This window comes from Pseudomonas sp. EA_65y_Pfl1_P113 (assembly GCF_963970525.1).
Taxonomy (GTDB): Bacteria; Pseudomonadota; Gammaproteobacteria; order Pseudomonadales; family Pseudomonadaceae; genus Aquipseudomonas; species Aquipseudomonas tritici.
Window position 1 is genome coordinate 1 of the sequence record NZ_CAXAQM010000040.1, and the last position, 22,593, is coordinate 22,593.

General features: G+C 56.1%; 15 protein-coding genes and 1 pseudogene. 15 read left to right on the forward strand and 1 reads right to left on the reverse strand.

Translation table 11 applies throughout. The annotated features are described in order from the left end of the window. Positions 1 to 482: 482 nt before the first annotated feature. The gene (locus tag AACY52_RS24655) at positions 483 to 1,952 is read left to right on the forward strand and encodes a hypothetical protein (RefSeq protein WP_339560871.1); all 1,470 of its coding nucleotides are present in this window, start codon (positions 483 to 485) and stop codon (positions 1,950 to 1,952) included. A 52-nt stretch (positions 1,953 to 2,004) separates the two neighbouring features. Here AACY52_RS24655 and AACY52_RS24660 read toward each other — a convergent pair whose 3' ends face one another. After that, positions 2,005 to 2,880, reverse strand: a complete 876-nt coding sequence (locus AACY52_RS24660; RefSeq protein WP_339560872.1) for a WYL domain-containing protein — start codon at positions 2,878 to 2,880, stop codon at positions 2,005 to 2,007. A gap of 119 nt (positions 2,881 to 2,999) precedes the next feature. Here AACY52_RS24660 and AACY52_RS24665 point away from each other — a divergent pair, with 119 nt between their 5' ends. The 14 genes and pseudogenes from AACY52_RS24665 to dpdE all read left to right on the forward strand — a co-directional run bounded on the left by AACY52_RS24665 (position 3,000) and on the right by dpdE (position 22,592). Next, positions 3,000 to 3,257: a hypothetical protein gene (locus tag AACY52_RS24665; RefSeq protein WP_339560873.1), complete on the forward strand. Its 258-nt coding sequence runs from the start codon at positions 3,000 to 3,002 to the stop codon at positions 3,255 to 3,257. Between the two features lie 368 nt (positions 3,258 to 3,625). Next, on the forward strand, positions 3,626 to 4,495 hold the full coding sequence (locus tag AACY52_RS24675; RefSeq protein WP_339560875.1) for a GTPase: 870 nt from the start codon (positions 3,626 to 3,628) through the stop codon (positions 4,493 to 4,495). 58 nt (positions 4,496 to 4,553) lie between these two features. Further along, entirely contained in the window at positions 4,554 to 5,066 is a 513-nt protein-coding gene (locus tag AACY52_RS24680; RefSeq protein ID WP_339560876.1) for a hypothetical protein, read from the forward strand. Beyond that, the gene (locus tag AACY52_RS24685) at positions 5,063 to 6,826 is read left to right on the forward strand and encodes a dynamin family protein (RefSeq protein WP_339560877.1); all 1,764 of its coding nucleotides are present in this window, start codon (positions 5,063 to 5,065) and stop codon (positions 6,824 to 6,826) included. Before AACY52_RS24680 ends, AACY52_RS24685 begins: the two co-directional genes overlap by 4 nt. Next, positions 6,823 to 8,466: a dynamin family protein gene (locus tag AACY52_RS24690; RefSeq protein ID WP_339560878.1), complete on the forward strand. Its 1,644-nt coding sequence runs from the start codon at positions 6,823 to 6,825 to the stop codon at positions 8,464 to 8,466. Before AACY52_RS24685 ends, AACY52_RS24690 begins: the two co-directional genes overlap by 4 nt. Continuing rightward, positions 8,459 to 8,728 carry a YkgJ family cysteine cluster protein gene (locus AACY52_RS24695; RefSeq protein ID WP_339560879.1) on the forward strand — a complete coding sequence of 90 codons (270 nt, stop codon included), beginning with the start codon at positions 8,459 to 8,461 and terminating at the stop codon, positions 8,726 to 8,728. The genes AACY52_RS24690 and AACY52_RS24695 overlap by 8 nt, the downstream gene beginning before the upstream one ends. 34 nt (positions 8,729 to 8,762) lie before the next feature. After that, entirely contained in the window at positions 8,763 to 9,881 is a 1,119-nt protein-coding gene (locus AACY52_RS24700; RefSeq protein ID WP_339560880.1) for a GTPase, read from the forward strand. Positions 9,882 to 10,081: 200 nt separating this feature from the next. After that, positions 10,082 to 11,566 carry a class I SAM-dependent DNA methyltransferase gene (locus AACY52_RS24705; protein ID WP_339560881.1) on the forward strand — a complete coding sequence of 495 codons (1,485 nt, stop codon included), beginning with the start codon at positions 10,082 to 10,084 and terminating at the stop codon, positions 11,564 to 11,566. Further along, the gene (locus AACY52_RS24710) at positions 11,563 to 12,747 is read left to right on the forward strand and encodes a restriction endonuclease subunit S (protein ID WP_339560882.1); all 1,185 of its coding nucleotides are present in this window, start codon (positions 11,563 to 11,565) and stop codon (positions 12,745 to 12,747) included. The genes AACY52_RS24705 and AACY52_RS24710 overlap by 4 nt, the downstream gene beginning before the upstream one ends. A 44-nt stretch (positions 12,748 to 12,791) precedes the next feature. After that, complete coding sequence (locus AACY52_RS24715) at positions 12,792 to 14,681, forward strand: 3'-5' exonuclease (protein ID WP_339560883.1); 1,890 nt, start codon at positions 12,792 to 12,794, stop codon at positions 14,679 to 14,681. A 1-nt stretch (position 14,682) separates the two neighbouring features. Beyond that, positions 14,683 to 18,159 carry a DEAD/DEAH box helicase family protein gene (locus AACY52_RS24720; RefSeq protein ID WP_339560884.1) on the forward strand — a complete coding sequence of 1,159 codons (3,477 nt, stop codon included), beginning with the start codon at positions 14,683 to 14,685 and terminating at the stop codon, positions 18,157 to 18,159. Between the two features lie 20 nt (positions 18,160 to 18,179). Then, positions 18,180 to 18,290: pseudogene (locus tag AACY52_RS24725) on the forward strand (asparagine synthase-related protein); the annotation flags it as partial. Then, positions 18,289 to 18,522, forward strand: coding sequence for a hypothetical protein (locus tag AACY52_RS24730; protein ID WP_339560901.1), 234 nt, complete (start codon positions 18,289 to 18,291; stop codon positions 18,520 to 18,522). The pseudogene AACY52_RS24725 and the gene AACY52_RS24730, both read left to right, overlap by 2 nt. A gap of 815 nt (positions 18,523 to 19,337) precedes the next feature. Further along, the gene (dpdE, locus tag AACY52_RS24735) at positions 19,338 to 22,592 is read left to right on the forward strand and encodes a protein DpdE (protein ID WP_339560885.1); all 3,255 of its coding nucleotides are present in this window, start codon (positions 19,338 to 19,340) and stop codon (positions 22,590 to 22,592) included. The last annotated feature ends 1 nt before the right edge of the window (position 22,593 follow it).

The following is a 22,593-nucleotide window of genomic DNA, read 5'->3' on the forward strand; positions in this document are numbered from 1 at the left end:
CTTGATCATTTTTACGACTTGCAGCTTGAAGCTGTCGTCGAATGTCCTGCGTTTGCCAGTCATGAAAAACTCCTCGATAGATGCATTCTCCACCTATCGAGGTGTCCGGGGAAATTAGACCACTACAGGAAAACTCCGAAGCCCTTCCTCTGCGCCTCCCAACCAGCAACAACCAAACCCGCCCCTGACATGCCCTGCTGCATTTGTTTATCTATATGCATAAGTATCTACACAACTTTTAGTGAGCGGGCTTGTCCCGCGCTGGGTGGCGAAGCCGCCCCAAATCCAGGCCCGAAGTTCACCTGACACACGACGGCGGTCCGATTGGGGCGGCTTCGCCACCCAGCGCGGGACAAGCCCGCTCACTACAGAGGCCTCAAAAAATATGTAGATACCAGTGTCTATATGGGCATCCATCCTCGACGTAACCTGTTGTATTGCTTAAGGTGTGGCCATTCGACATTACCCATTCGGTGGTCCGCATGAAGCGCACACAATTCCTTGCACAACCTGAAGTGGTGGATTTTCTTGCGTGGTTGCAAGCTAACTTGCCCGTATTCACGTTCAATCTGCGCTTTAAAGCTAGTAACTTCGTGCCAGGTGGTTTGGTCGCCCAGGTGCAGGGTTTCGAGCAGGTGATCGAGCACTATCGCTGGAAGGCGAGCTGGCAGGATACACACCAGAACACTGTTGATTCACAGACCTGGGCACAGACCCAACGCTCCCTCGGACAACTGCGCGAATGGCTAACCAGTGCCGTCACCGCAGGTGATGATGCGCAAGCCCTGGCCGCTTGTTTGCAGGTGCTTCGCTGGGGTGGTGTACAGGGCGCGATTCCCTTTTTGCAGCGGCTGGCCGCCGAAGGTCGTCTGTCGAATTATTTGCGCAACATGGCTGGGCTTATGGCGCTTGATGTTGACAACGACCTGGATGGTCTCAACGCCGAAAGCGTGCAGCGTTTTGATGCGGGCCTCACCAAGATTCACGCATTGCTTGATGTGTCGGGATCGCCGATTTATGACAGTCGCGTCGGCGCTGCGATGGGAATGTTCTATTCACTGTTTCGCCAGCAATGGACCGGCAAGGGAAAACCCTTGTTAGCGTTCCCTTCCGGAGGTGCCCGTGGCAACCAGTTGCGTAACCCTGGGGCCTTTGTGAATGGGTTGGTGGCGCCGCAGTTTTCATCGATCAACTATGAAACGTGGCCGCGCTGGCAGGTTCGGCTGGGTTGGCTTATCCGAGCCTTGCTTGAGCGCACGAGCTGGTTTGCCGAGCAAGGTGCTTTACCCGCGCGTTGCCACGCCTTTGAGGCCAGTTTGTTCATGCTTGGCTATGACCTGCGCTGTTTTGGCGTGCCGCCCAAGACATTGGAACCTGTGGCTCAAGTGCAACGCAGCAAGCGTGAAAGCACGGGCTGGGCGCCGACGGGGCATCCGTTCAGCCAGGTCATCCAGGATTACCTCCTGTTTCGCCGCAGCAGTGCACAGGACGATAAATCGTCATTTGTTGACTGGCTATCGACTTACCCACGTGACGCCAAGACGATCTCGCGCACGACCGCACAAGGTTACTGCTTTGCATTTTCCATGCAGGAGTTCGACTTGTTCGGCCGCCCCATCGAAACCCTTGAGCGCATCGTTGACGGTGGCAAGGATGGCTTGTGCGCGGCACTGGGATGCAAGGAGCTGGAGCCGTTCACCTTGGCGGATGAGCGGGTCAATGTGTGCCTGGTGGATGTGCTGATCACTGGGAAGGCGTATCAGCAGGCGAAGAGTGAGCAGGCGCGCGTCGAGTTCATCCTGAGCGCCGGCTATGCCGGGACCGAGAACGCCGCAAGAACGCTGATGGCCTTGGGGCGCAACGTAGGCAAGCACTTTGGCTTGCTCGACGTTGAGCATTTGCCTACACCTCTGTTCGAACAGTTTTTTCACAGCTGTTCGCTCGACGCCTGACGTGCATACGGCCCAGTGCGTCCGCACGCGAGCAGAATGCGACGCACCGCCCTCAATCATGCATGAGCCAGGGCCTCAACTCCTTGAGATTGGTAACCACGATCTGCTGTGCCTCTGGGTTGGTGGCCTGGTTTCTCGGGTCGACGTGATAGCGTCGTAATACATACTTCACCAGTGCTTTGCGACTGGCGACCACCAGTTGCCCATCCGTCATGCCAAAGTCGGTTTCGATGATCGCCTGCTGCGCCGCGTTCAAGCGGCCATCGGGTGCAAAGATGATCGGTACTTCGGTGTTCCAATCTTCGTCCAGCTCACGTGTGTTCTGCGACTCGTCGAGCAGGTCCGGCTCGCCCCGCAGGCGGCTCAATACAAAGTCGCGATACTGGCGGTTCTTCTCACAGTAGGCGCGCACATGCCAGCGCATCCCGGTGTACACCAGGGTATGTGGGGCGATCAGGCGGACTTCCACGTTCGGGGTGTTGAGCGAAACGTACTCGGTTTCCAGGCGCAAACCGTCGCGACAAGCCGCGAGCAAGGGTCGCAGGATTTCTGGCCGAATTGGTCGGTCCGGCACTTCCAGCACCTTGGTATGGGCGTAGGCCAGGGCCAATCCGTCGATGTGTGGCGCCCGTTCATTGTTCTGGTAAAGCAGGTGCAGATAAGCACTGGCGCTGTCATCGATGAACAGCGGTTTGAACTGTTTGCTCGGTACATAACCCTTGCGTTGCTTGTCATATGTCAAGTTTCGGGGCGCATGTTCATTGATGTAGGTGTTGATGTCCTTGGAGGCCTGCTGACGGCTGATGCCGAAGCTCTGGATCAAGTGCCCCGTGGTCAGCCGGCCCTCCCACCAGGCGACGGTCTCGATCAAACGATAGCGAAGTGCCAGGTCCCAGCGGACTTGTTCGATGGATTGCTTGCGTTTCATACCCGCTCCATGTGTGTGAATACTTTACCTGTATAAGTCTACATTCTAGACCTGTCGTTAAACACTACATATCGTGTAACTGTCTTCGGAATACATCGAAGGCATGAAAGGATGTGAGCATGAGTATGTCGGAAGCGGTTTCGACGGGGGCATTGGCGGTGATGGGGATCATCCTGCTGGTGCTGATACAGCAGTGTTTGAAGCTGAGCGAGCTTTGGAAAATGGTCGACCATTATCAGAAAGATCTGCGTTGGGCGCAGATCTGGGAAGCGGAAAACCGCGAGTTACGTTCGGCGCTGCGAGCCGAAAGAGAACACGTCGCGCAGTTGCAGCGAAAGCTGATGATTTTGCAGGCAATGCTCCCGGTAGAGGAATAAGCCGTGGGGCGGGTATTCAGGAGAACGTATTGATGCCGATAAAACCCAGACCCTTCACGTTTGTGTGTGAAGACTGCAAGTGGAAGAAAACCGTCGCCCCGCGCAGTGATGCATTGATGCCTGGTGATTGGTTTGCGATCTGTCCGAAGTGCGGTAGTACGGCGCTGAAAATGCGGGCGGCAGGGTGGTTTGAGGCGGCGGTTGCGGAGCTTGTAGCACTGCGGGGGCTATAAGCAACGCGGCGGTGGGCAAGAAAACTCGGCTGCGATAGGTCGTGGCAATGTGGCATCATTTGCCGATATCTTGATATATCGCAGCTGCAAAATGCTCTCTCGCTAAGCGAAGGCGCCCCAAGGAGTTTCAGGTTTATGGATCAAGCAGTGCTGTATATCGATGCGCTTGAGGCGGAGTGCCAACGTCTTCAGCAGCAACACACGGAGGCCGCGCCACCCAAGCCGCGAATTGCTGCATGGGGGTTGGTCAAGGCCGGCAAAAGCTCGTTGCTCAACATGCTGAGCGGCAATGTTCACGAGGAATATTTCGCAACCGGCGTGGTGCGTACCACCCGCATCAACCAGCAGCTTGAGCTTGAACACTATGTGCTGGTCGACACACCTGGCCTGGGTATAGATCAGGTGGATAGCCAACAGGCCATGGAAGGGCTCGATATCGCCGATATTGTGCTGTTCGTTCACGCGCCTCCGGGGGAGTTGGACGAGGAACAAGTCAACCTGCTGCTCAAACTGCATGAGGTTCATGGCGATACGCTCGAGCAACGGTTAGTGCTGGTGTTGAGTCTTCTGGACCTGGATCAGAACGGCTCGATGGCGCAGGTGCGTGAGCGCATTGAAGGCCAGGTGCTGCGTTGCGTGGGGTTCCAGCCGACGTGCTTTGAAGTCTCCAGCCGCCGTTATCAGCGTGGTGTTGAATTAGGCCGCGAAGGGATGCAGGCCAAAAGCGGGATTCCCGGTCTGGCCTTGCACCTTGACCAGATATCGAGCGAGTTGGCCCCGTCACTTACGGTGGCTCGCCAGCAGCGCCTGGTACAACGCCGTGACGAGTTGGCGGCCGCGCTTGGCCGCGCTATTGAGCATGAGCAATTAACGATGCAGAAGCTCTGCGCGCCCTACGCCAATACCGCCAACGCATTCGTTGAACTCATGAGCAGCGTCCAAAGCCGTTTCTCGGCCAAGGCCGCCGAGATCCGCACTGCCCGCGAAAAGTTGAACAGCCTTTAAGTCAAGGAGACTTGTAATGCCTCTACCCTGGTTGATTGGTGCCGTTGCGGTGGCTGCCGTGACAGCGATCGTCAAGGCTGTGTCCGATGACAGCCCGTCTTCAAGTTCATCCAGCTCTTCAAGCTCTGGTGACGCCGAGCGTCGCAAGCAGGAGCTTGCCGCCAAACGCGAGCGCGAGCAGCAAGGCTTGAAGGAGCGGATCTCGAACCTGGAAAAAGATCGCCGCGAGCAATTGAAAGCACAACTCAACAGTGCCGGGCCAATCCTGGGTCAGCCCGTGAAGGCAATGGCCGCGGCAAAGACGGCGACTCAGCTGGAGCAAGCCGTCGCCAGCAAGCAATCCTCGGGCTCAGCTTACGGGGATGTGATGAAGGCCATTTTGCATGCCGACTCGGCGTTCTCTGCAGTGAAAACCAAACGCTTCCTTTTGCAACTCAATGTGCTTGAGGGCCTTACTGCACCGCTGGCTGCCCAACAGGCGGAGCAGCAGACCCAGGTGCAACTCCAGCAATCGGCGGCGCGAATCAAGCGACTGCAGCAATTGAAAAATACCGTGGAGCAGCTTGTATGAATGCCGTGACCCGTGACGAATTGATGGGCGCTTTTGAGCAACTCCAAACCCAGTTTGAGCAGCAGAAAAGCGACATCCATTCCAAGGATCGTGCATTCAACTTACTGCGCCAGGAATTTGTTTCCAGCAACCTCGAACACACTCAGGCGTTGCTCGACTCTGTCAGCAACGACAACCCGCTGCACGAGTTGGCGCAAGGTCTGTCGGAGCGTTTGGCGGATCAGTTCGCCGTGTGGCAAAAACAAATCAAGGTCCGCGCCAAAGGTGCGCAGTTTCGCGAAAACGTCAACGACTCTCTGCTGGTATTCGTCTACGGCAAAGTCAAGTCCGGCAAGAGTTCGCTGGGTAACTATGTTGCTTGGGGCCACAGCGAGCCTAACTCGCAATTGAAGGCGCAGGCGAAGGTCCAACCCGTTTACTTCTCCACCGAGCAGACAACGGTAGATGGCGGTGACAAGCACAAGGAAGCTGAACATAACTTGCAGTTTCGCGTGGGCGCCACCGAAGCGACCAGCTCGATCCAGGGCTTTCGTTTACCTGGTCTGACCTGGGTTGATTCGCCGGGTCTGCATTCGGTCAACCGGACCAATGGAGACCTGGCGCGTGAGTATGTCGAACACGCCGACCTGATCCTCTACACCATGAGCTCCCAAGCACCTGGTCGGGCCTCAGATATGGGCGAAATTGGCGAGTTGCTGGCCGACAAAAAGTCTTTGATGGTGTTGCTCACGGGCAGCGATACCACTGATGAAGACGAAGACGAAGACGGCAATGCGGTGTGTGAAATTGTCATGAAGCCGGCTAAGGATCGGCAATCACAAGTCAATTATGTAAGCGAAGAGTTGCAGAGGCTGGACGACAATGCGCTGAAGTACACGCATGTGTTACCCCTGTCGACACGCTTCGCTGAAACGCACCCAAATGATTTGGCTTCCAGCGGTGTGGGCGACTTGTTCCAGACGCTCAAGGCCATCTGCGACAGCGATGCGCTGCAGCTCAAACTTGCCACGCCAATGAAGAATTTGCGCAACGCCATCAAGGACACGGCGGCAGACCTGGCTTTGGTGGCAGATCTGGTCAGCGGCTTCGAGCAGCAGATCCGTGAGCAGGGCAAGGCTATTGAGCAGGAGGTGCGCACCCTGGGCCTGGCAGGCGCCGCGCAAATGGGCCGTTACGTCAACCAGCTGTTCGATGCAGGCTACGACGAAAAGCATGAAGGCAAACTGCGTAACCAACTCACGCGGGTTCTGGGCGACCGGGCTGATGACGCACTGAGGCATATCGGCAAGACACAACAAGCCGGGTTGCGCCGGGCTTTCGACGCGAGCCGTTTAAGTGCCCTGCCTGAATACCGAGAAGTGACGCAGGCCAAGGAATACCGAGCCGGTACCGAGTCAGGGACCAAGACAGCCTGGGGCGCGGGCGGGACGCTGGTGGGCGGCGCGATAGGCTTTTTGGTAGGAGGCATACCCGGCGCACTGCTCGGGGCCTCCATTGGCAGTACTTCCAGTCTTGCCGGTCGCAGTGCCAAGGCTCGCTATGAAACGCATCAAGTAGTGGTCGGCGACAACCTGGAAGAGCAGCGCCAGGCTGCCCTCGACGCCTACGCCAACGCTGTGCCGGATTTGCTGGCTGAGCACGTCATGCAGCTTTACGAACCGGTGTGCGCTGGCATGCAACGCTATTGCGAGCAACTTGTCACCGAGATTGCTCGCTTGAACGACCGACTTGATTACCTCGTTGAGAGCCAACAGTCATGACTCAGCAACCTCCGATGTCCCACGTACTGTCGCTCTACGACGATGTTGACGAGCTGTGTGCCGTTTACAACCCCTCAGCGACACCGGCCATCCGCAAGATGGTGGCGTCCCGAAAGGCCAGCGCTGCAGCGACCATCATGGTCTACGGCGTTTATAACGCTGGCAAAAGCACGCTGATCAATGCGTTGCTTGGCGCTGAACTGGCGCAGGTTGCCGACACTCCCGAAACCTACAGGATTCAGGGCTACCGTTGGGGCGACTTTGAAATCCTGGATACGCCGGGTATCGACGCGCCACAAGCTCACGAGCAGGTGACGCGCGAGCAATTGTATGGCGCCGACGTGGTGATCTTTGTCGTCAACCCGTTGGGCGTTGTCGAAGAGGAAGCCACGCTTTCGGCGCTGTTGGAATTGGTCGAACGCAATAAACAGATCTTCCTGGTGCTTAACCGTAAAAACCCACTGGAGCCGCTGGAAGCTGAGCGAATCAAAGACCAACTGCGCGAACGGATCCAGCAAATGGCCCGGGCGCGCGGATTGCCGCAAGTGTTGCAGGCTATCCCGATCCTGGAAGTTAACGCCCGATCGGCGCTCAAGGCCAAGCTTGAGCACAAGCACAATTTGCTGCAGAACTCGGGCTTTCCGAAGTTCGAAAGTGAACTCAACCAATTCTTTGCCTCGATCGAGCAGCGTCAGATTGTTGCCGGTGTGGCCACCGATCTGAGCGGTTTCATCGATGAGACGCTGGGCCTGTTGGACCAACAGCGCGACCAGGCCTCCAGCGCTCGCATCGATGCGTTTTATGCGCAAATTGCGAGGCGTGAGATTGATCTGCGCTCGCTGCTTAAAGCGTCGGTACAAGCCAAGTCGGCCGGTGTGGCCCAGGGCTCGATCATGGCGATGCACCAGGACGCCGAGGACGCCCAAGCCAAAATCGATGGGCTGATCCGGCGCGCCAACGAACAGGTGTGTGGCGACCTTGACGATGAGCTCAAACGCCTGGCGCTGGATGCGTCGCAACTGCTCGACGAGATGCTCGACCAAGTCCGCGTGCAGCAAGCAGGTGCGCCGTCCACGGGCACTCTGGACATCCCCGGCGCTTCAGTTGGCGAACCCTCGACGAGTACCGGCTCGACCGTCAATATGAGTTTGCTGGAGGCGGGTGTGCGCCAAGCGGGTGGGGCGCTGAGGACCGAGCACGTGGTGACGGTGATGAAGCTGGGTAAGGAATGGCTGCCCACCCTATTCAGGGGTATTGGCCCGGTCACCATGGGCAAAGTGGCTGAGCAAGTGGTGGGCAAGGTGCTGCCCGCCATCGGCGTCGTCTACCAAGTCGGCAAATTAATCTACACCGCTTTTGCTGGCGACCCGGAGCAACAACGCCTTGAAGAGCAATCCCGTCAGGAGCAGCAAGAGCGAGAGCGCCGCGACCAAGCGATCAAGAGTCTGGGCGACGATATTGCCTGGGAATTCTCGCGGGCCCTGACCGAGGTGGTGGAAGCCAATATCACGAGCAATTTTGCGCTGGTCAACGACAAGCTTAAAACCTTGCGCGACAGCCTCAGCCAGACTGAGCGCAAGCTCAGCGAAGACCGCGCGCTGCTGGTGCAGTGCCAGGTAACGCTGGACACCTATGTCTGAGCACCGCCAGGCATTCCCCTGCAACCGCTGCATGCAGTGCTGCAAGCGTGTCCACCTGTTGCCGCAAACAGCCGGGATGGACCGGGGTGACGGGGTGTGCAGGCATTTGGACGAAGCCGATGGCGGCTGTCGCATCTACGCAAATCGGCCGGATATCTGCCGCGTGGATCGGCAATACGAACTGAATTATCAACGGACGATGACATGGGAAGCGTTCGTGGAAGTAAACGCAGCGGCCTGCAAGCAGCTGCAAGCGATGTGATGTGTTGATCATTTGAATAATTATGGAGGCTGTAATGGTGGAAGTAGCTGATCGGCAGCAGGACGCTATTGATGAAGTCATTCGTGACGCGGTGCGAGGTTCCGGCAAGGTCAATATCGTTGTCGCCGGCAAGACGGGTGTTGGCAAAAGTACGCTGATCAACACGGTGTTCCGTGGGCAGTTGGCAAAGACCGGCTCCGGTACCCCGGTGACGCAGCAGATCGAAGAGATCTCGAAGGAAGGTCACCCGATCACGATCATCGACAGCAAAGGTCTGGAGTTGAAAGACTACGCGACCATTCTCAAGGACCTGGAAAGTTTCCTTGAGACGCGCGCTGCTCATCACGATGAGAACAAGCACATCCATGCGGCATGGATTTGCATTCAGGAAGGCGGTGATCGCATTGAGCAGGCGGAAGTCGACCTCTGTCGTGTGTTGATTGATCAAGGCATTCCGGTGGTGGCGGTGGTCACTAAAAGCATGTTTTCCAAGGACATCAACTTTCACCTCAAGGTCAAAGAACTTTTGCCCGGTGCTCATGCCGTTGTGCGGGTGCGCGCCGAGGCGCAGCGGATAGAAGTCGACGACGGCCAAGTTTATACGTTGGGCGTCAAAGGCATTGATGAGCTGATTTTTGAGTCTGCGAAGTTGATTCCCGAAGCAAAAAAGCGTGCATTCGCGAATGCATTGAGCTCGCGGCATCAATCTTCCATGAAAATCAAAGTCGAGCAGGCTGAGAAGGAAGTATTGATTGCCGCCGGCTTTGCGGCCGCAGCGGGGGCTACACCGATTCCGTTCTCGGACTCGTTCGTGTTGGTACCGATTCAGGTCGGGATGCTGGCCAAGATTGGTGTGACCTTTGGTATGGAAGTCAGCACCAGTGCCTTGACCACCTTGGTGGCCTCGGCGCTGGGTTCGAGCGCAGCAAGCCTGCTGGGGCGCGCGGTGGTGACCGGTCTGCTGAAAATGATTCCAGGCGTCGGCAGTGCGGTAGGCGGCACTATCGCCGCGACAACCGCAGCCACGTTGACCAAAGGCTTGGGCGCGGCTTACATCTCGGTGCTGACGGACTTCTGCAATAACAACCCGGGCAAGGAACTCAACATCGGTTTGATCAGTGAAGAACTGAAGAAGAAGCTGTCGTTCAAGTAACAGGCTGGTACCTGAAACCGTCCTTGCAGGCCGTGTGAAAAACATGGCAGTTCGGCGCTCGGGCGGTTGTAACTGACAGCCTCACCCGCTAATCGTTACACTGCGTGCACCTTGTCACGCCGGAGTCTTCCCGGCTTGACCTATTGCCCGCAGTGCCGTTTTAGCGGGCATTAAACTCATTATTCAGGTAGTAATCAGCAGTGATCACAGGCGCAATCAAATCCCAAGTTGACCAGATCTGGAACGCGTTCTGGAGCGGCGGCATTTCCAACCCTATGGAGGTCATTGAACAGATGACCTACCTGCTGTTTATCAAACGTCTCGACGAGTTGCAGACAGTTAAAGAGCGCAAAGCCGCGCGCACCGGCCAGCCGATTGATAATCCGATTTTCACCCCCGACCAGGCGGATTTGCGCTGGGCAGCCTTCAAGGCGCTGGGTGATCCGGCCAGCTTGTACACACTGATTGCTGACAAGGTTTTCCCATTCATCAAGTCCTTGGGCGGAGAAGACGGTGAGTCCACCTACGCCGCGCACATGAAGGACGCACGCTTCACCATTCCCAACCCGGCGTTGCTGGCCAAGGTGGTGGACATGCTCGACGCCATCCCCATGGAAGACCGCGACACCAAGGGTGACCTCTACGAATACATGCTCGGCAAAATCGCCAGTGCCGGGCAGAACGGCCAGTTCCGCACGCCGCGGCACATCATTAAATTGATGGTCGAAATGATGGCACCCAAACCGTCGGACACCATCTGTGATCCGGCCTGCGGCACCGCTGGTTTTCTGGTGACGGCTGCCGAGTATCTCAATACTCACCACAGCCACGAGTTGTACCAGGACGCGGCCAGCGCCAAGCGCTTCAACCACGACACCTTCCACGGCTTCGACTTCGACAGCACCATGCTGCGCGTCGGGTCGATGAACATGCTGCTGCACGGTGTAGAAAACCCGGCGATTGAAAACCGTGATTCGCTCAGTGAAGGGCATGCCGGTGTTGAAGGTCAGTTCAGCTTGATCCTGGCCAACCCGCCGTTTGCCGGGAGCCTGGATTACGAGGCGTGCGCCAAGGACTTGCAGCAGATCGTTAAGACCAAAAAGACTGAGTTGTTGTTTCTAGCCCTGTTTCTGCGCCTGATGAAGGCGGGTGGGCGAGCGGCGGTGATCGTTCCGGACGGCGTGCTGTTCGGTTCCAGCAAGGCCCATAAAACACTGCGTCAGATGCTGGTGGAGGAACATAAGCTGGATGGCATTGTTTCAATGCCGTCGGGTGTGTTTCGGCCGTATGCCGGGGTGTCTACCGCGATTTTGTTGTTTACCAAGACTAACTCTGGCGGCACCGACCACGTTTGGTTTTACAACATGCAGGCGGATGGCTTCTCGTTGGATGACAAGCGTAATGAGTTGGATGCGAGTAAGCATGACTGCAATAACCTTCCCGACATTATCGACCGTTGGCATAAGCGCAACACCAGCGCTGGTCTTGACCGCACTGCGCAGAGTTTTTTTGTGCCGAAGGCTGAGATTGTTGGCAATAACTATGACCTGTCGATTAACCGTTACAAGGAAGTGGTGTACGAGGAAGTGCAGCATGAAGCACCGCAGACAATCCTGGCCGAGCTAAAGACCTTGGAGGCCGAGATTATGCAGGGCATGGATGAGTTGGAGGGGATGCTGTCATGAGCTGGCCTAGAGTTAGCTTAGCGGATATTTCTGAGTCGATAGATTACGGGCATACGGCCTCTGCCGATACGAATGCTGTAGGTCCAAAGTTTCTGAGGATCACTGATATTCAAGATGGCCGTGTCGATTGGTCATCGGTACCACGCTGCATCTGCTCTGAGTCTGGAGCGAGCAAATATGCCCTTCAAGACGGCGATATTGTCTTCGCGCGGACTGGTGCGACTACTGGAAAGAGTTATCTGCTGTATCAGATTCCAGAGGAAGCGGTTTTTGCTTCGTACTTGATCCGAGTGCGTCCATGTCAGGGCAATGTAGACCCCGGTTATTTATCTCAATTCTTTGATACTCAGGACTATTGGGCGCAGATTAACCGAAGCTCGTCGGGAACAGCTCAAGGTGGTGTGAATGCGAGCAAACTCAAGATGCTTTCTATTCCACTTCCGCCACTTTCTGAACAACGCCGTATTGCGGCGATTTTGGATAAGGCTGATGCACTGCGCGGCCAGCGTCGTGATGCCACCGCCAAGCTTGATCAACTGCTGAAATCCGTTTTTCTGGAGATGTTCGGCGGCACTACGGTGGCGACCACTTCAGTAGCTGAGCTTGCACCTTCTGTAGGTTCGATTCGGACAGGTCCTTTCGGCAGTCAATTACTGCACAGCGAGTTTGTTGATCACGGCATCGCCGTTCTCGGTATAGATAACGCCGTCACTAATGCGTTTGCATGGGCAAAGCCCAGATTCATTACGGCAGAAAAATACTCGCAGCTCTCTCGTTATCGGGTTAATCCAGGCGATGTCCTAATCACGATCATGGGGACTTGTGGGCGATGTGCTGTTGTTCCAGACGACATACCAACTGCGATTAATACAAAGCACCTTTGCTGCATCTCACTAGACCGCACGCGTTGCGAGCCGGAGTTTTTGCACTCGTACTTCCTCCTGCATCCGGTTGCCAGGAACTATCTTGAGAGTCGAGCAAAAGGGGCAATCATGGCGGGGCTTAATATGGGGATCATAAAAGAACTCCCTGTTGTTTTACCCTCTTTAGAAAAGCAACGGCATTTTGTTTCAATAAAGAGGGCGTTAGGGCGCCAGCTTGAACAAACACGGGCTCAAGAAAATCGCTTCGATGAGCTATTTGCTGGGCTCCAACAACATGCTTTTGCGGGAACGCTCTAGGTCTCGTACGATCTTCCATCACGCCAAGGAACAGGCAACCCCACATGGCTCAATTCTTCCCCTCCCGCACCACCTGCCGCTTCGACACCCCGGGCGAGCGCCGCCTGGCCGAACGCCTGGAGAAGAAGCTCGAAGACGACTACCTCTGCTGGTTCAACGTCCCGGTGGGGCCAAAAGCCTTGCAGCCGGACTTCGTGCTGCTGCATCCATTGCGCGGGCTATTAGTACTGGAGGTCAAAGACTGGAAGCTCGACACGCTCCAGAGCATGGATCACAACCAGGCGAAAATTTATGCCGACGGCCTGCTCAAAACCGTGAAAAACCCCATGCTGCAAGCCCGGGCGTATGCCATGGAAGTGGTGATGATGCTGCAGCGGGACCCGGCGCTGAAACAGCCCGCCGGTTCGCCGTATGCAGGCAACTTGATCATGCCCTTCGGCTGGGGTGTGGTAATGACGGCGATTACTCGTAAGCAGTTTATGGGGACTAACCTGGCCCAGGTGCTGAACCCGCAACAGGTGCTGTTTCAAGACGAAATAACCGAGACAGTGGACGCCGAAGCCTTCCAGCAGAGCCTGTGGAATATGTTCCAGCATATCTTCCCATGCCAGTTGAGCCTGCCCCAGATCGACCGCGTGCGTTATCACCTCTACCCCGAAGTGCGCGTGAACACGCTGCCAGGACAGTTCGGTTTGTTTGCAGAACAGCACGCGCCCCTTCCCACGCTGATCAAAGTCATGGATTTGCAGCAGGAGCAACTGGCGCGTTCGCTGGGCGAGGGCCATCGGGTGATTCACGGCGCGGCAGGCTCCGGCAAGACCATGATTCTCGGCTATCGCTGTGCGCACCTGGCACAGGTCTCGAGCAAGCCGGTTCTGGTGCTCTGCTACAACAAATCCCTGGCGGGCCGTTTGCAACAGGTACTGGTCGAGCGCGGCCTGAATGAGAAGGTCAAGGTGCGTAATTTTCATGCCTGGTGCTCGGACATGCTCACCGCTTTTAACGTCGATCGCCCGGCGCAGCACTTGTCGATCGACGTGAAGATGGCGCAGATGGTTGAGAACACCATCGACGGTGTCGACCGTGGGCAAATCCCACGAGCTCAATATGCAGCTGTGCTGATCGACGAGGGTCACGACTTCCAGCCGGAGTGGTTCAAGCTGGTGGTGCAGATGATCGACCCCGAGAGCAATTCCTTGCTGGTGCTGTATGACGATGCGCAGTCGATCTATCGCGGCAAGGGCAATAAAAAGGGTATGGATTTCAGTTTCGCCAGCGTCGGTATTCAGGCCCAGGGACGTACGACCATCCTGCGCTTGAATTACCGCAACACCGTGGAGGTCTTGTCGGTGGCGCGGGCTTTTGCCGTTGAGTTGCTTACCGCGCGCGATGCCGCCGAAGATGGCGTGCCAATTGTCGCGCCTCAAAGCGCAGGCCGACGGGGCGCGTTCCCCGAGCTGCTGCGATGTAATTCTGATTGGCAGGAATACAACTGCATCGTCGAGCGCATCCGTGATGAGCAAGGTCGGGGTCGAGTGTTGGATGATATGGCGGTGATCTACCGCAGCACCTCCCAGGCGCAACGCATCGAGCGGGTGTTGAGTGAGGCAGGCATCAGCTTTGCCTCGGGTCAGTCGTCCAAGGGCCGCAGCGCTTTGTACGGCGCTGAGGATGCAGTCAAGATCGTCAGCATGCATTCGAGCAAAGGCCTGGAGTTTGGTCTGGTGCTGATTCCTGGTCTGGGTGACATGCCGAAAAAGGGCGAGGACGAGGCTGACGAGGCACGTTTACTGTACGTGGCTATGACGCGCGCGATTGATCGGCTGGTAATGACCTACCGCGAGCCTTCCAGCTTTACCCGCAGAATTCAGGATTCAATAGGCAGCGTGCGCCAGCACCTGGACGAGATGGACTCACAAAAGGCAGTAGGCTGATATGAGCAACTTTGAATTTCTCATCCCCGAATTTGAAGCGTTGTTTGAACCGGCCAAAGGCGCGGAGCAACTGGTTTACCCCGACCCGCGCGCCTGTTGCATGCGCACCCGGCATGCTTTGGAGCAGGCGGTGCATTGGCTGTACAAGCATGACCGCGACCTGCGTATGCCCTATGACAACGGCCTTAATCTGCTTTTGACTCAGGTGGAGTTTGTACGCCTGCTACCGCCGCAAATTCATCAGAAGACCCGCTTGATTCAGAAGCTTGGCAATCAGGCGGTGCACTCCAATCAATCGATTGGCTACAGCGATGCGATGAAGCTGGTGCGCGAGCTGTTTCATGTGTTGTTCTGGCTGGCACGCACCTATACCCGCGCCAGTGATCCAAAAAGTATCGACGCGGTGTTTGACGAAAAACGTGTGCCTCAGCTTGTCAGCATGAGCGAGGCGGTGGCGTTTACCCGTGCGGAACTGAAAAAACAGGAAGCCAAGTTCCAGGAACAGATCGCCGCCCAGCACGGCACTCTTGAAGCCCGCGAGGCGGCGATTGCTGAGCAAGCCGCAAGCCTGAGTGAGCGCGAGGCACTGCTGGCGCGTCTGGATGCCGAACTGGTTACCACCCGTGCGGCGCTGGCCCAGGCCAAGGCGGCCAATATCGCGGTACCGGACACCCATGATTACGACGAGGCCGACACCCGTCGTCTGTTTATTGATGTGCTGTTGCGCGAAGCCGGTTGGGAATTGGGGAAGAACGCTGACGCCGAAGTGCCAGTCAGCGGCATGCCCAACGGGCAGGGCCAAGGGTATGTTGATTACGTACTGTGGGGTGCCAATGGCAAACCTTTGGCTGTGGTGGAGGCCAAGCGCAGCCTGAAAGACCCGGACGTGGGTCAGCAGCAGGCCAAGTTGTACGCCGATTGCATCGAGGCCGAAAAGGGCCAGCGGCCGCTGATTTTCTACAGCAACGGTAATCACACCTGGCTCTGGGACGACCGTCGTGCGCCGCCCCGCGAAGTGCAAGGCTTTTACACTCGCGATGAACTGGAGTTGGCGATTCAGCGGCGCAGCCTGCAAACCGACTTGCGCGATCTGCCGATCAATAGCGAGATTGTCGAGCGGGCATACCAGCACCGAGCGATTCGAGCGATGAGCGAATCATTGAGTCAGGGCCGCCGCGCGGGTTTGCTGACCATGGCCACCGGCACCGGCAAGACGCGGATGTCGATTGCCCTGATCGAGCTGTTGATGCGGGGTAACTGGGTCAAGCGCGTGCTGTTTCTGGCCGACCGGGTAGCCCTGGTAAAACAAGCCACAAATGCCTTTAAGGAGTTTTTGCCGGACTCCAGCCCGGTCAACCTGGTCACTGACAAGAATGGCCAGGGCCGTGTGTACTTGTGTACCTATCCAACCATGATGGGGTTGATCGAACAGATGGAGGGTGACCGGCGCAAGTACGGCGTTGGCCACTTTGACCTGATCGTGATCGACGAGGCACACCGCAGCGTGTACCAGAAGTACGGCGCGATCTTTCGTTACTTCGACAGTTATCTGGTGGGGCTGACCGCCACCCCGCGTGACGAAGTGGATCGCGATACCTATCACCTGTTTGGCCTCGAAACTGGCGTACCGACCGATGCGTACGGTTTGAGTGAGGCTGTGGATGACGGTTATCTGGTACCCCCCACGGCGTATTCGGTGCCGATCAAGTTCGTTCGCGAAGGCATCCGTTATGACCAGCTCAGTGATGATGAGAAAGAGCACTGGGAGTCGCTGGATTGGGGTGATTACAGTGCCGAGGGGGATGCACCTACGGAGGTGCTGGCTTCTGAGGTCAACAAGCAGCTGTTTAACGAGCCAACCGTTGACTTGATGCTCAAACACTTGATGCAAAACGGCCTCACGGTTGAGGGCGGCGATCAGCTCGGCAAGACTATTATTTTCGCGGTGAACCAGAAACACGCCGAATTTATCGCCCGGCGCTTCAATCACCATTACCCCCATTTTAATGGCGAGTTTGCGCGAGTTATCACTCACTCTGTGAGTTATGCCCAGACCCTGATCGATGACTTCAGCAGCAAACTTAATAAGTTGCCGCAGATCGCCATTTCGGTGGATATGCTCGATACCGGCATTGATGTGCCACAGGTGTTGAACTTGGTGTTCTTCAAGGCTGTGCGCTCAAAAGTGAAGTTTCTGCAAATGATTGGCCGTGGCACGCGTCTGTGTCCTGACCTGTTTGCCCCCGGCGTGCATAAGCGCGAGTTCGCCATCTTCGATTTCTGCGCAAACTTTGAATACTTCAACGAAAACCCTAAGGGCGCGCTGGGCGGTATGGCTGAGCCTTTGGGCAAGCGGCTGTTCAAGGCTCGGCTGGATCTGCTGTCGTTGTTAGCCCCGAAGGACGTTGACGGGCCTGGTAACCTGGCGGAGACCCGAGGTCAGTACGATGTCTTCGGCGAGCTGCGGACGGGGCTGACCAACGAGCTGCACGAAGAAGTTGCAGCGATGAACAGAGACAACTTCATCGTACGTACTGAACTGGAATACGTGACCCGCTTTGCCGAACGTGAGGTTTGGAACGCTCTGGATGAGGCGGCGCTGGGTGATCTGCGCAGTCACGTAGCGGGGTTGCCGAGTGAGCGTGATCCTGAGCACATCACTGCTAAATTGTTCGACCTGCTATGCCTGAATTTGCAGTTGGCGTTACTGCGCTCGACCAGCGACTTCGTAACCTATCGCGACAAGGTGGTCGAGTTGGCCAGCCAGTTAGAGGTGATGGACAGTATTCCGGCCGTACATGCTGAGTTGGCGTTACTTCAGGACGTGCAGGCAGACGAATACTGGCAAGACATCCGCTTGCCGATTCTTGAGCAACTGCGGCGCAGAATGCGTGAGTTAATCAAGTTTATTGAGCGGCGCCCAAGTAACCCGGTGTACAGCGTGCTGAACGATGAGATTGGCGAAGCGAAGGTCGTTAATTTGAAGGACTTCAACACTGGCATCAACCTTGAACAGTACAAGAAAAAAGTCGAAGCCTATATCCGTGCCAACGAGAATCACGTAGCCATCGCCAAGCTCAAATTCAACCGACCGTTGACGCCGATTGACCTTCGCGAGCTGGAGCATTTTGTCTACGAGTCGGAGCCGGTAAAGAGCCGAGAACAGTTCGAACAATGTTATGGCGCCGACCAGCCGCTGTCGCTGCTTATCCGCTCGTTAGTAGGCTTGGACCGTAATGCCGCAAAAGAGGCTTTCGGTCAGTTCCTCGACGTAAATCGCTATAGCAGCCAGCAGATTCGTTTTGTTGAAATGATCATCGAGCGTCTCACCCGACAGGGTGTGATGGAGGCCGCTCAACTCTACGAGCCGCCGTTTACCGCCCTGCATCACGAGGGATTAGACGGTGCGTTTGGAGACGCGGATGCCAATGCGATTGTAGCGGTGATCACTGCAATTAAACGTAGTGCAGCAGCTTGAGGTATCAGGATAAACAAGAGCTTTCGGGCGGTCTGGATTCTTCGACCATTACCTCCCTGGCCTCCAAAAAACTGTTGGCCCAGGGCAAGGAAAATGTGTGTACGTTCTCCCTCGACGTCAAGGACCACGGTGAAGAACATCCTTCGCTTTGGCGAACACCAAGTCTCCACCGCCATGACCGCCATCGCCATGTTTTACACGTTAGGCAGCGTACTGGGCCCGATTGCCACGGGTGCCACGGTGTCCTACGTCAGTGAGCATGGATTGATGATTTCAGTGGGGGTAGTCGGTGTGCTGTTTATTGGATTTTTGATCTTGCGCAAAGGCTCGCATAAAAGTGACTTAGGCCAGCCGCTTGGGTAGCGTGCGATCCCTCAGATATGGCGCTGTATTCACTGGATTTCAGAAACAAAAAAAGACGTCCGTGGACGTCTTTAGATGATGAAATGGGCCGGGGTAATCTGAACTGTGTACGTAATGGTTTGATTTTAAGGTCTATTTTCTATTTGATGGTTTCCTTGGAATACCGTTTGGAATACCACAGGTATTGGGTTGACGGCGTAGGAGGGAGTTAGGTGCCGAGTAGCTTACCTCCCATTGCTTGTCCCAGGCTCCGAACACATCAGTACAAATTAGAGACCTGTGCTGAGCTAGCCGTTTGGCAACCCTCAATAAGCGCCACCCCACGAGTTAGATGGGCTGTCCCAATTTGGAGTACCAGTAAGCGCACAAATCGGCCTTGGGCGTTCCTTGGTCCAGATGAAACAGGTAGTGCCGAGGAGCGGATAGGGGGGGCGTTGATCGATGTGCGCTATACGAAAGTCAGCGGCGGTTGCAACTCGCCTTCGTGGGTTAGCCAGCAACACGACTCAATTGGGCTGTCCTGGTCGGAGTGATACAGGGCGCAGCAGCAAGAGCGCGCCACTTCGCAGGCTGACTAGACCGCTTCCACCGACTTCCGCTCAGTCAAATGGCCTATTGGCATCTTTTATAGGGTAAGATCGGCCTCGAAAAATGGTATTGGCCCAATTAACCCTGGGATGCAAGGATGCAAAGATGAGCCTAACCCAAGTTGTTAACCAAGCGCGTCTGTCCGTCAGAGACGATTGCGTTATTTGGGGTGGAAGGGTACTCAAAAGCGGTGACAGTAAGGCATACCCTCTTTTGAGGTCTCTGTGATGGCTAGTCGAGGAGCATCAGTTAAGCTAGGCATCTTTGTAAAGATTACCAATCCTCTATATTTGGGGTGGGGCATTGGAAAGCTCCTTGGGGTGTCTCAATGTACTGCGAAAGTCCAATACTTTGATGCACCGGGGGGCATACTGCCTGACCCTGTCGAAGTGCCATTCTCTCAAATCATCCAGGCGAGATTGCCAGCGCAAACTCGAGTCTATCGTCGGACAGCAGAGCTCCATTGGCAGGTCGGTCGTGTGCTTGAGGATGATGGTGCGATCATTTTTGTGCAGTTTCCCAATGGGGAGATGGAGAACCTCGCGGCTGAACAGTTGCAAGTCCGGTGGAGTTGGCCACTTAACGATCCTCTACCTTTATTGGCAGTTGAGGCCACTGAGACGCCGTTCCTAGCCGATGCGAGGGCAAATTTTGTCCGTGCTGTGGCTAGTCAACATCATGCAGTGGCAGGTGTTTCGGCTGCTCTCTGTTCTTCGATCGATCTCGTAGATTACCAGTTTGATGTCGTACGCAGGGTCCTCTCGGACCCTATCCAACGGTATCTATTGGCAGATGAGGTGGGACTGGGGAAAACGATCGAGGCGGCGATCATCGTGCGGCAGTACTTTATCGATGATCCTGCTGCAAGGGCGGTTCTGATTGTCCCACCTGCCTTGGTGTACCAGTGGCGTCGTGAGTTGACAGTCCGGTTCGGTCTCGGGGCTGAACTGGATGACTTGTTGCATGTCATTGCGCATGACGACCTGAAGCGATTGTCTAAGGTGATTGCTAACGCCGGCATGTTGGTGGTTGATGAGGCTCACCATCTGTCCAAGCAAGCTACCGCTGAACAGCGCGAACTGTATGAGTTACTGCGATCCCACGCACTTTCCTTGCCGCGGCTGTTACTGCTGTCGGCGACCCCGGTCTTGGGCAACGCGGAGGAGTTTCTTCGGGTTCTACACCTACTGGACCCGGTAGTGTTTCCGCTTGATGACCTTGACGGCTTCAAGCGGCGCATTGCATCCCGCCAAGTCATTGCGGAAGTGGTTTCGACGTTATTGCCTGAAAACGTCTGGGGTCTTGGCCCCGACCTAGAACGATTGCTAGAGAGCTATCCTGACGATCCTCTGCTAGTGGAGAAGGTCGGTACCCTGCAAAGCGTATTGGATACTTTTCCTGACGAGGAAAATGCTAGGTTCTTAGCTGCTTTGGAGGATCTCAAGACCCACTTGGTAGAAAGCTACCGACTGCACCGCAGGCTCCTGCGCAACCGTCGTACATCGGTACCATGGGCCACGCCTCGACGAGCTGGGATGCAGTCAGTTGCCTTTAGTGGTGAGGCTACTGCGACGTGGCGCGATCGTTTGGAAGCCTTGCGCTTGGCGTTGGCAGCCTACGGATCATTTCCCCATGTCTCCCAGTCGCTGCTCCAGGCAGCCGTTCACCCCCACTCGGGACAATCGCTACTCCAGGCGTTGACGCGTGCTGGACTGGATGAGCCTGACTTGCTCGCTCAGGCAAGAGGTGTTGATCATGCGGCTGAACGTCTACTTTCCGACCCTGCGCGGGTAATTGCGTTGTGCGGTCAGGTCCGCATGCTCCTAGAAAACCCGGCGGTCCAGGTCGTCGTCTTTTGCGATCGGCTACAGGATGCTGATCGGGTTGCTGATGCCTTGGTTCGCGAGATAGGTGACAGAGTCGCCCGTCACGAGCCGGTCGAAGTGGACGAAGATGGGGAGGTAACTGCGCTTGAGTGGGAGCAGTTTCTTAACTTGCCCGACCGGGTACGTGTACTGGTATGTGATGCACGTGCTGAGGAGGGCGTTAATCTGCATGGCGGGCGCAAGGTGGCCGTCCATTATGATCTGCCATCATCTCCGAACCGCATTGAGCAACGATTGGGGAGATTGGATCGCTACGGAACTGGCGACCCTATCGTGTCCTATGTGTTGCTTGATGAGGCGAATTCCGACGAAGCTGCTTGGGCTCAAGTCCTTGATAGTGGTTGGGGGGTCTTCCGTCAATCGGTGGCAAGCCTACAGTACCTAATCGAGTCGACCTCTGAGTCGTTGGCATGCGGGTGGTCCGAGCAGGGCACTGCAGCCCTCCAAGTTCACGCGGATCAACTCGGCGGACCAGGCGGCTGGGTTCAGCGTGAAGTGCGGCAGTTGAATCACCAAGATAGCCTGGATGCTCTGGCTAGCCGGGAAATTCCCGGAATGGACGCGCTGGAGGATGTAGATAGCGATTGGGCGGAATGGCGTGCCGCTTTCAACGCGCTAGCGGTAGATTCGCTGCAATTTGTCTCGCGTAACGAGAGCGAATTAGGCGGCCAAACTACGGATACTCCGTTTCGAATTGGTTATGCGTATCGCGACGGCGGGAGAGCAACTCTGTTACCTCTGGCGGGTTTCCTCAAGCATTTTTTGGCGACAGTCGACCAGAGTGCGATCGGTGGAAGCGCTCGTTTTCCGCTGAGTCACCTCTATGCGTTCAAGCGAAACACCGTCACCAATCGTCGAGGGCTGGCGCAAGGACTACGCCTACTTCGCATCGGCGACCCTCTTGTGGCCTCGCTGGAGCAATTCTGCAAAACTGACGACCGCGGTCGTGCATTTGCGGTTTGGCGGGCTAATCGGCAGTACGAAGTCAGCGATCCCAGTGGGGCCGATTTGTACTTTCGTTTTGACTTTATGGTGCGTCCGGCACTCAACCTGGCGAACGAGAAAACATTGCCTCTGAAACAGCATGCACTGGCTCGTAAGGCCAGCACCTTGCTGTCTCCTCTAGTCATGCGAGTTTGGGTGCACGGTAATGGAACGATTGAAGCTGAGCCCAGCGAGTTTTTGACTAGCGGGTATTCCCCGGTGTTGAAGGGCGCTCGACGCGATTTCAATCTGAATTCTCACCGCTGGCGCAGGTTACCTGCGGGTATCAAGTCGACCTGGTTACGCAACTGGAGCGGACTGTGCGGGAGTCAGAGGGACATCGCCACAACCGCAGTGCGGAGCGCACCGGCATATATCGAGCATATACAGAGCGCGTTAAACGCCTGCGCTCAGGAGCGTCGATTGCGCCGGGCGCAAGGTGAGGCGAGGGCTAGTCGCCTGCAAGGACTGGCCCGACAACAAGAACTAGACGAACTGCACCAGGCTGAAGAAATGTATGCGGCGCTAGAGGCAGCCATAGCTAATCCTAGTCTCGACTTAGATGTAGTAGGCGCAGTCTTCTTGTCTTCTATTTCGCCCTTTAACGAATGAC

Bases quoted from the DNA above. Each gene is read 5' to 3' on its own strand.
- AACY52_RS24655 (WP_339560871.1), top strand. From the start codon at position 483: ATGAAGCGCACACAATTCCTTGCACAACCTGAAGTGGTGGATTTTCTT.
- AACY52_RS24660 (WP_339560872.1), bottom strand. From the start codon at position 2,880: ATGAAACGCAAGCAATCCATCGAACAAGTCCGCTGGGACCTGGCACTT.
- AACY52_RS24665 (WP_339560873.1), top strand. From the start codon at position 3,000: ATGAGTATGTCGGAAGCGGTTTCGACGGGGGCATTGGCGGTGATGGGG.
- AACY52_RS24675 (WP_339560875.1), top strand. From the start codon at position 3,626: ATGGATCAAGCAGTGCTGTATATCGATGCGCTTGAGGCGGAGTGCCAA.
- AACY52_RS24685 (WP_339560877.1), top strand. From the start codon at position 5,063: ATGAATGCCGTGACCCGTGACGAATTGATGGGCGCTTTTGAGCAACTC.
- AACY52_RS24690 (WP_339560878.1), top strand. From the start codon at position 6,823: ATGACTCAGCAACCTCCGATGTCCCACGTACTGTCGCTCTACGACGAT.
- AACY52_RS24695 (WP_339560879.1), top strand. From the start codon at position 8,459: ATGTCTGAGCACCGCCAGGCATTCCCCTGCAACCGCTGCATGCAGTGC.
- AACY52_RS24700 (WP_339560880.1), top strand. From the start codon at position 8,763: ATGGTGGAAGTAGCTGATCGGCAGCAGGACGCTATTGATGAAGTCATT.
- AACY52_RS24710 (WP_339560882.1), top strand. From the start codon at position 11,563: ATGAGCTGGCCTAGAGTTAGCTTAGCGGATATTTCTGAGTCGATAGAT.
- AACY52_RS24715 (WP_339560883.1), top strand. From the start codon at position 12,792: ATGGCTCAATTCTTCCCCTCCCGCACCACCTGCCGCTTCGACACCCCG.
- AACY52_RS24720 (WP_339560884.1), top strand. From the start codon at position 14,683: ATGAGCAACTTTGAATTTCTCATCCCCGAATTTGAAGCGTTGTTTGAA.
- dpdE (WP_339560885.1), top strand. From the start codon at position 19,338: ATGGCTAGTCGAGGAGCATCAGTTAAGCTAGGCATCTTTGTAAAGATT.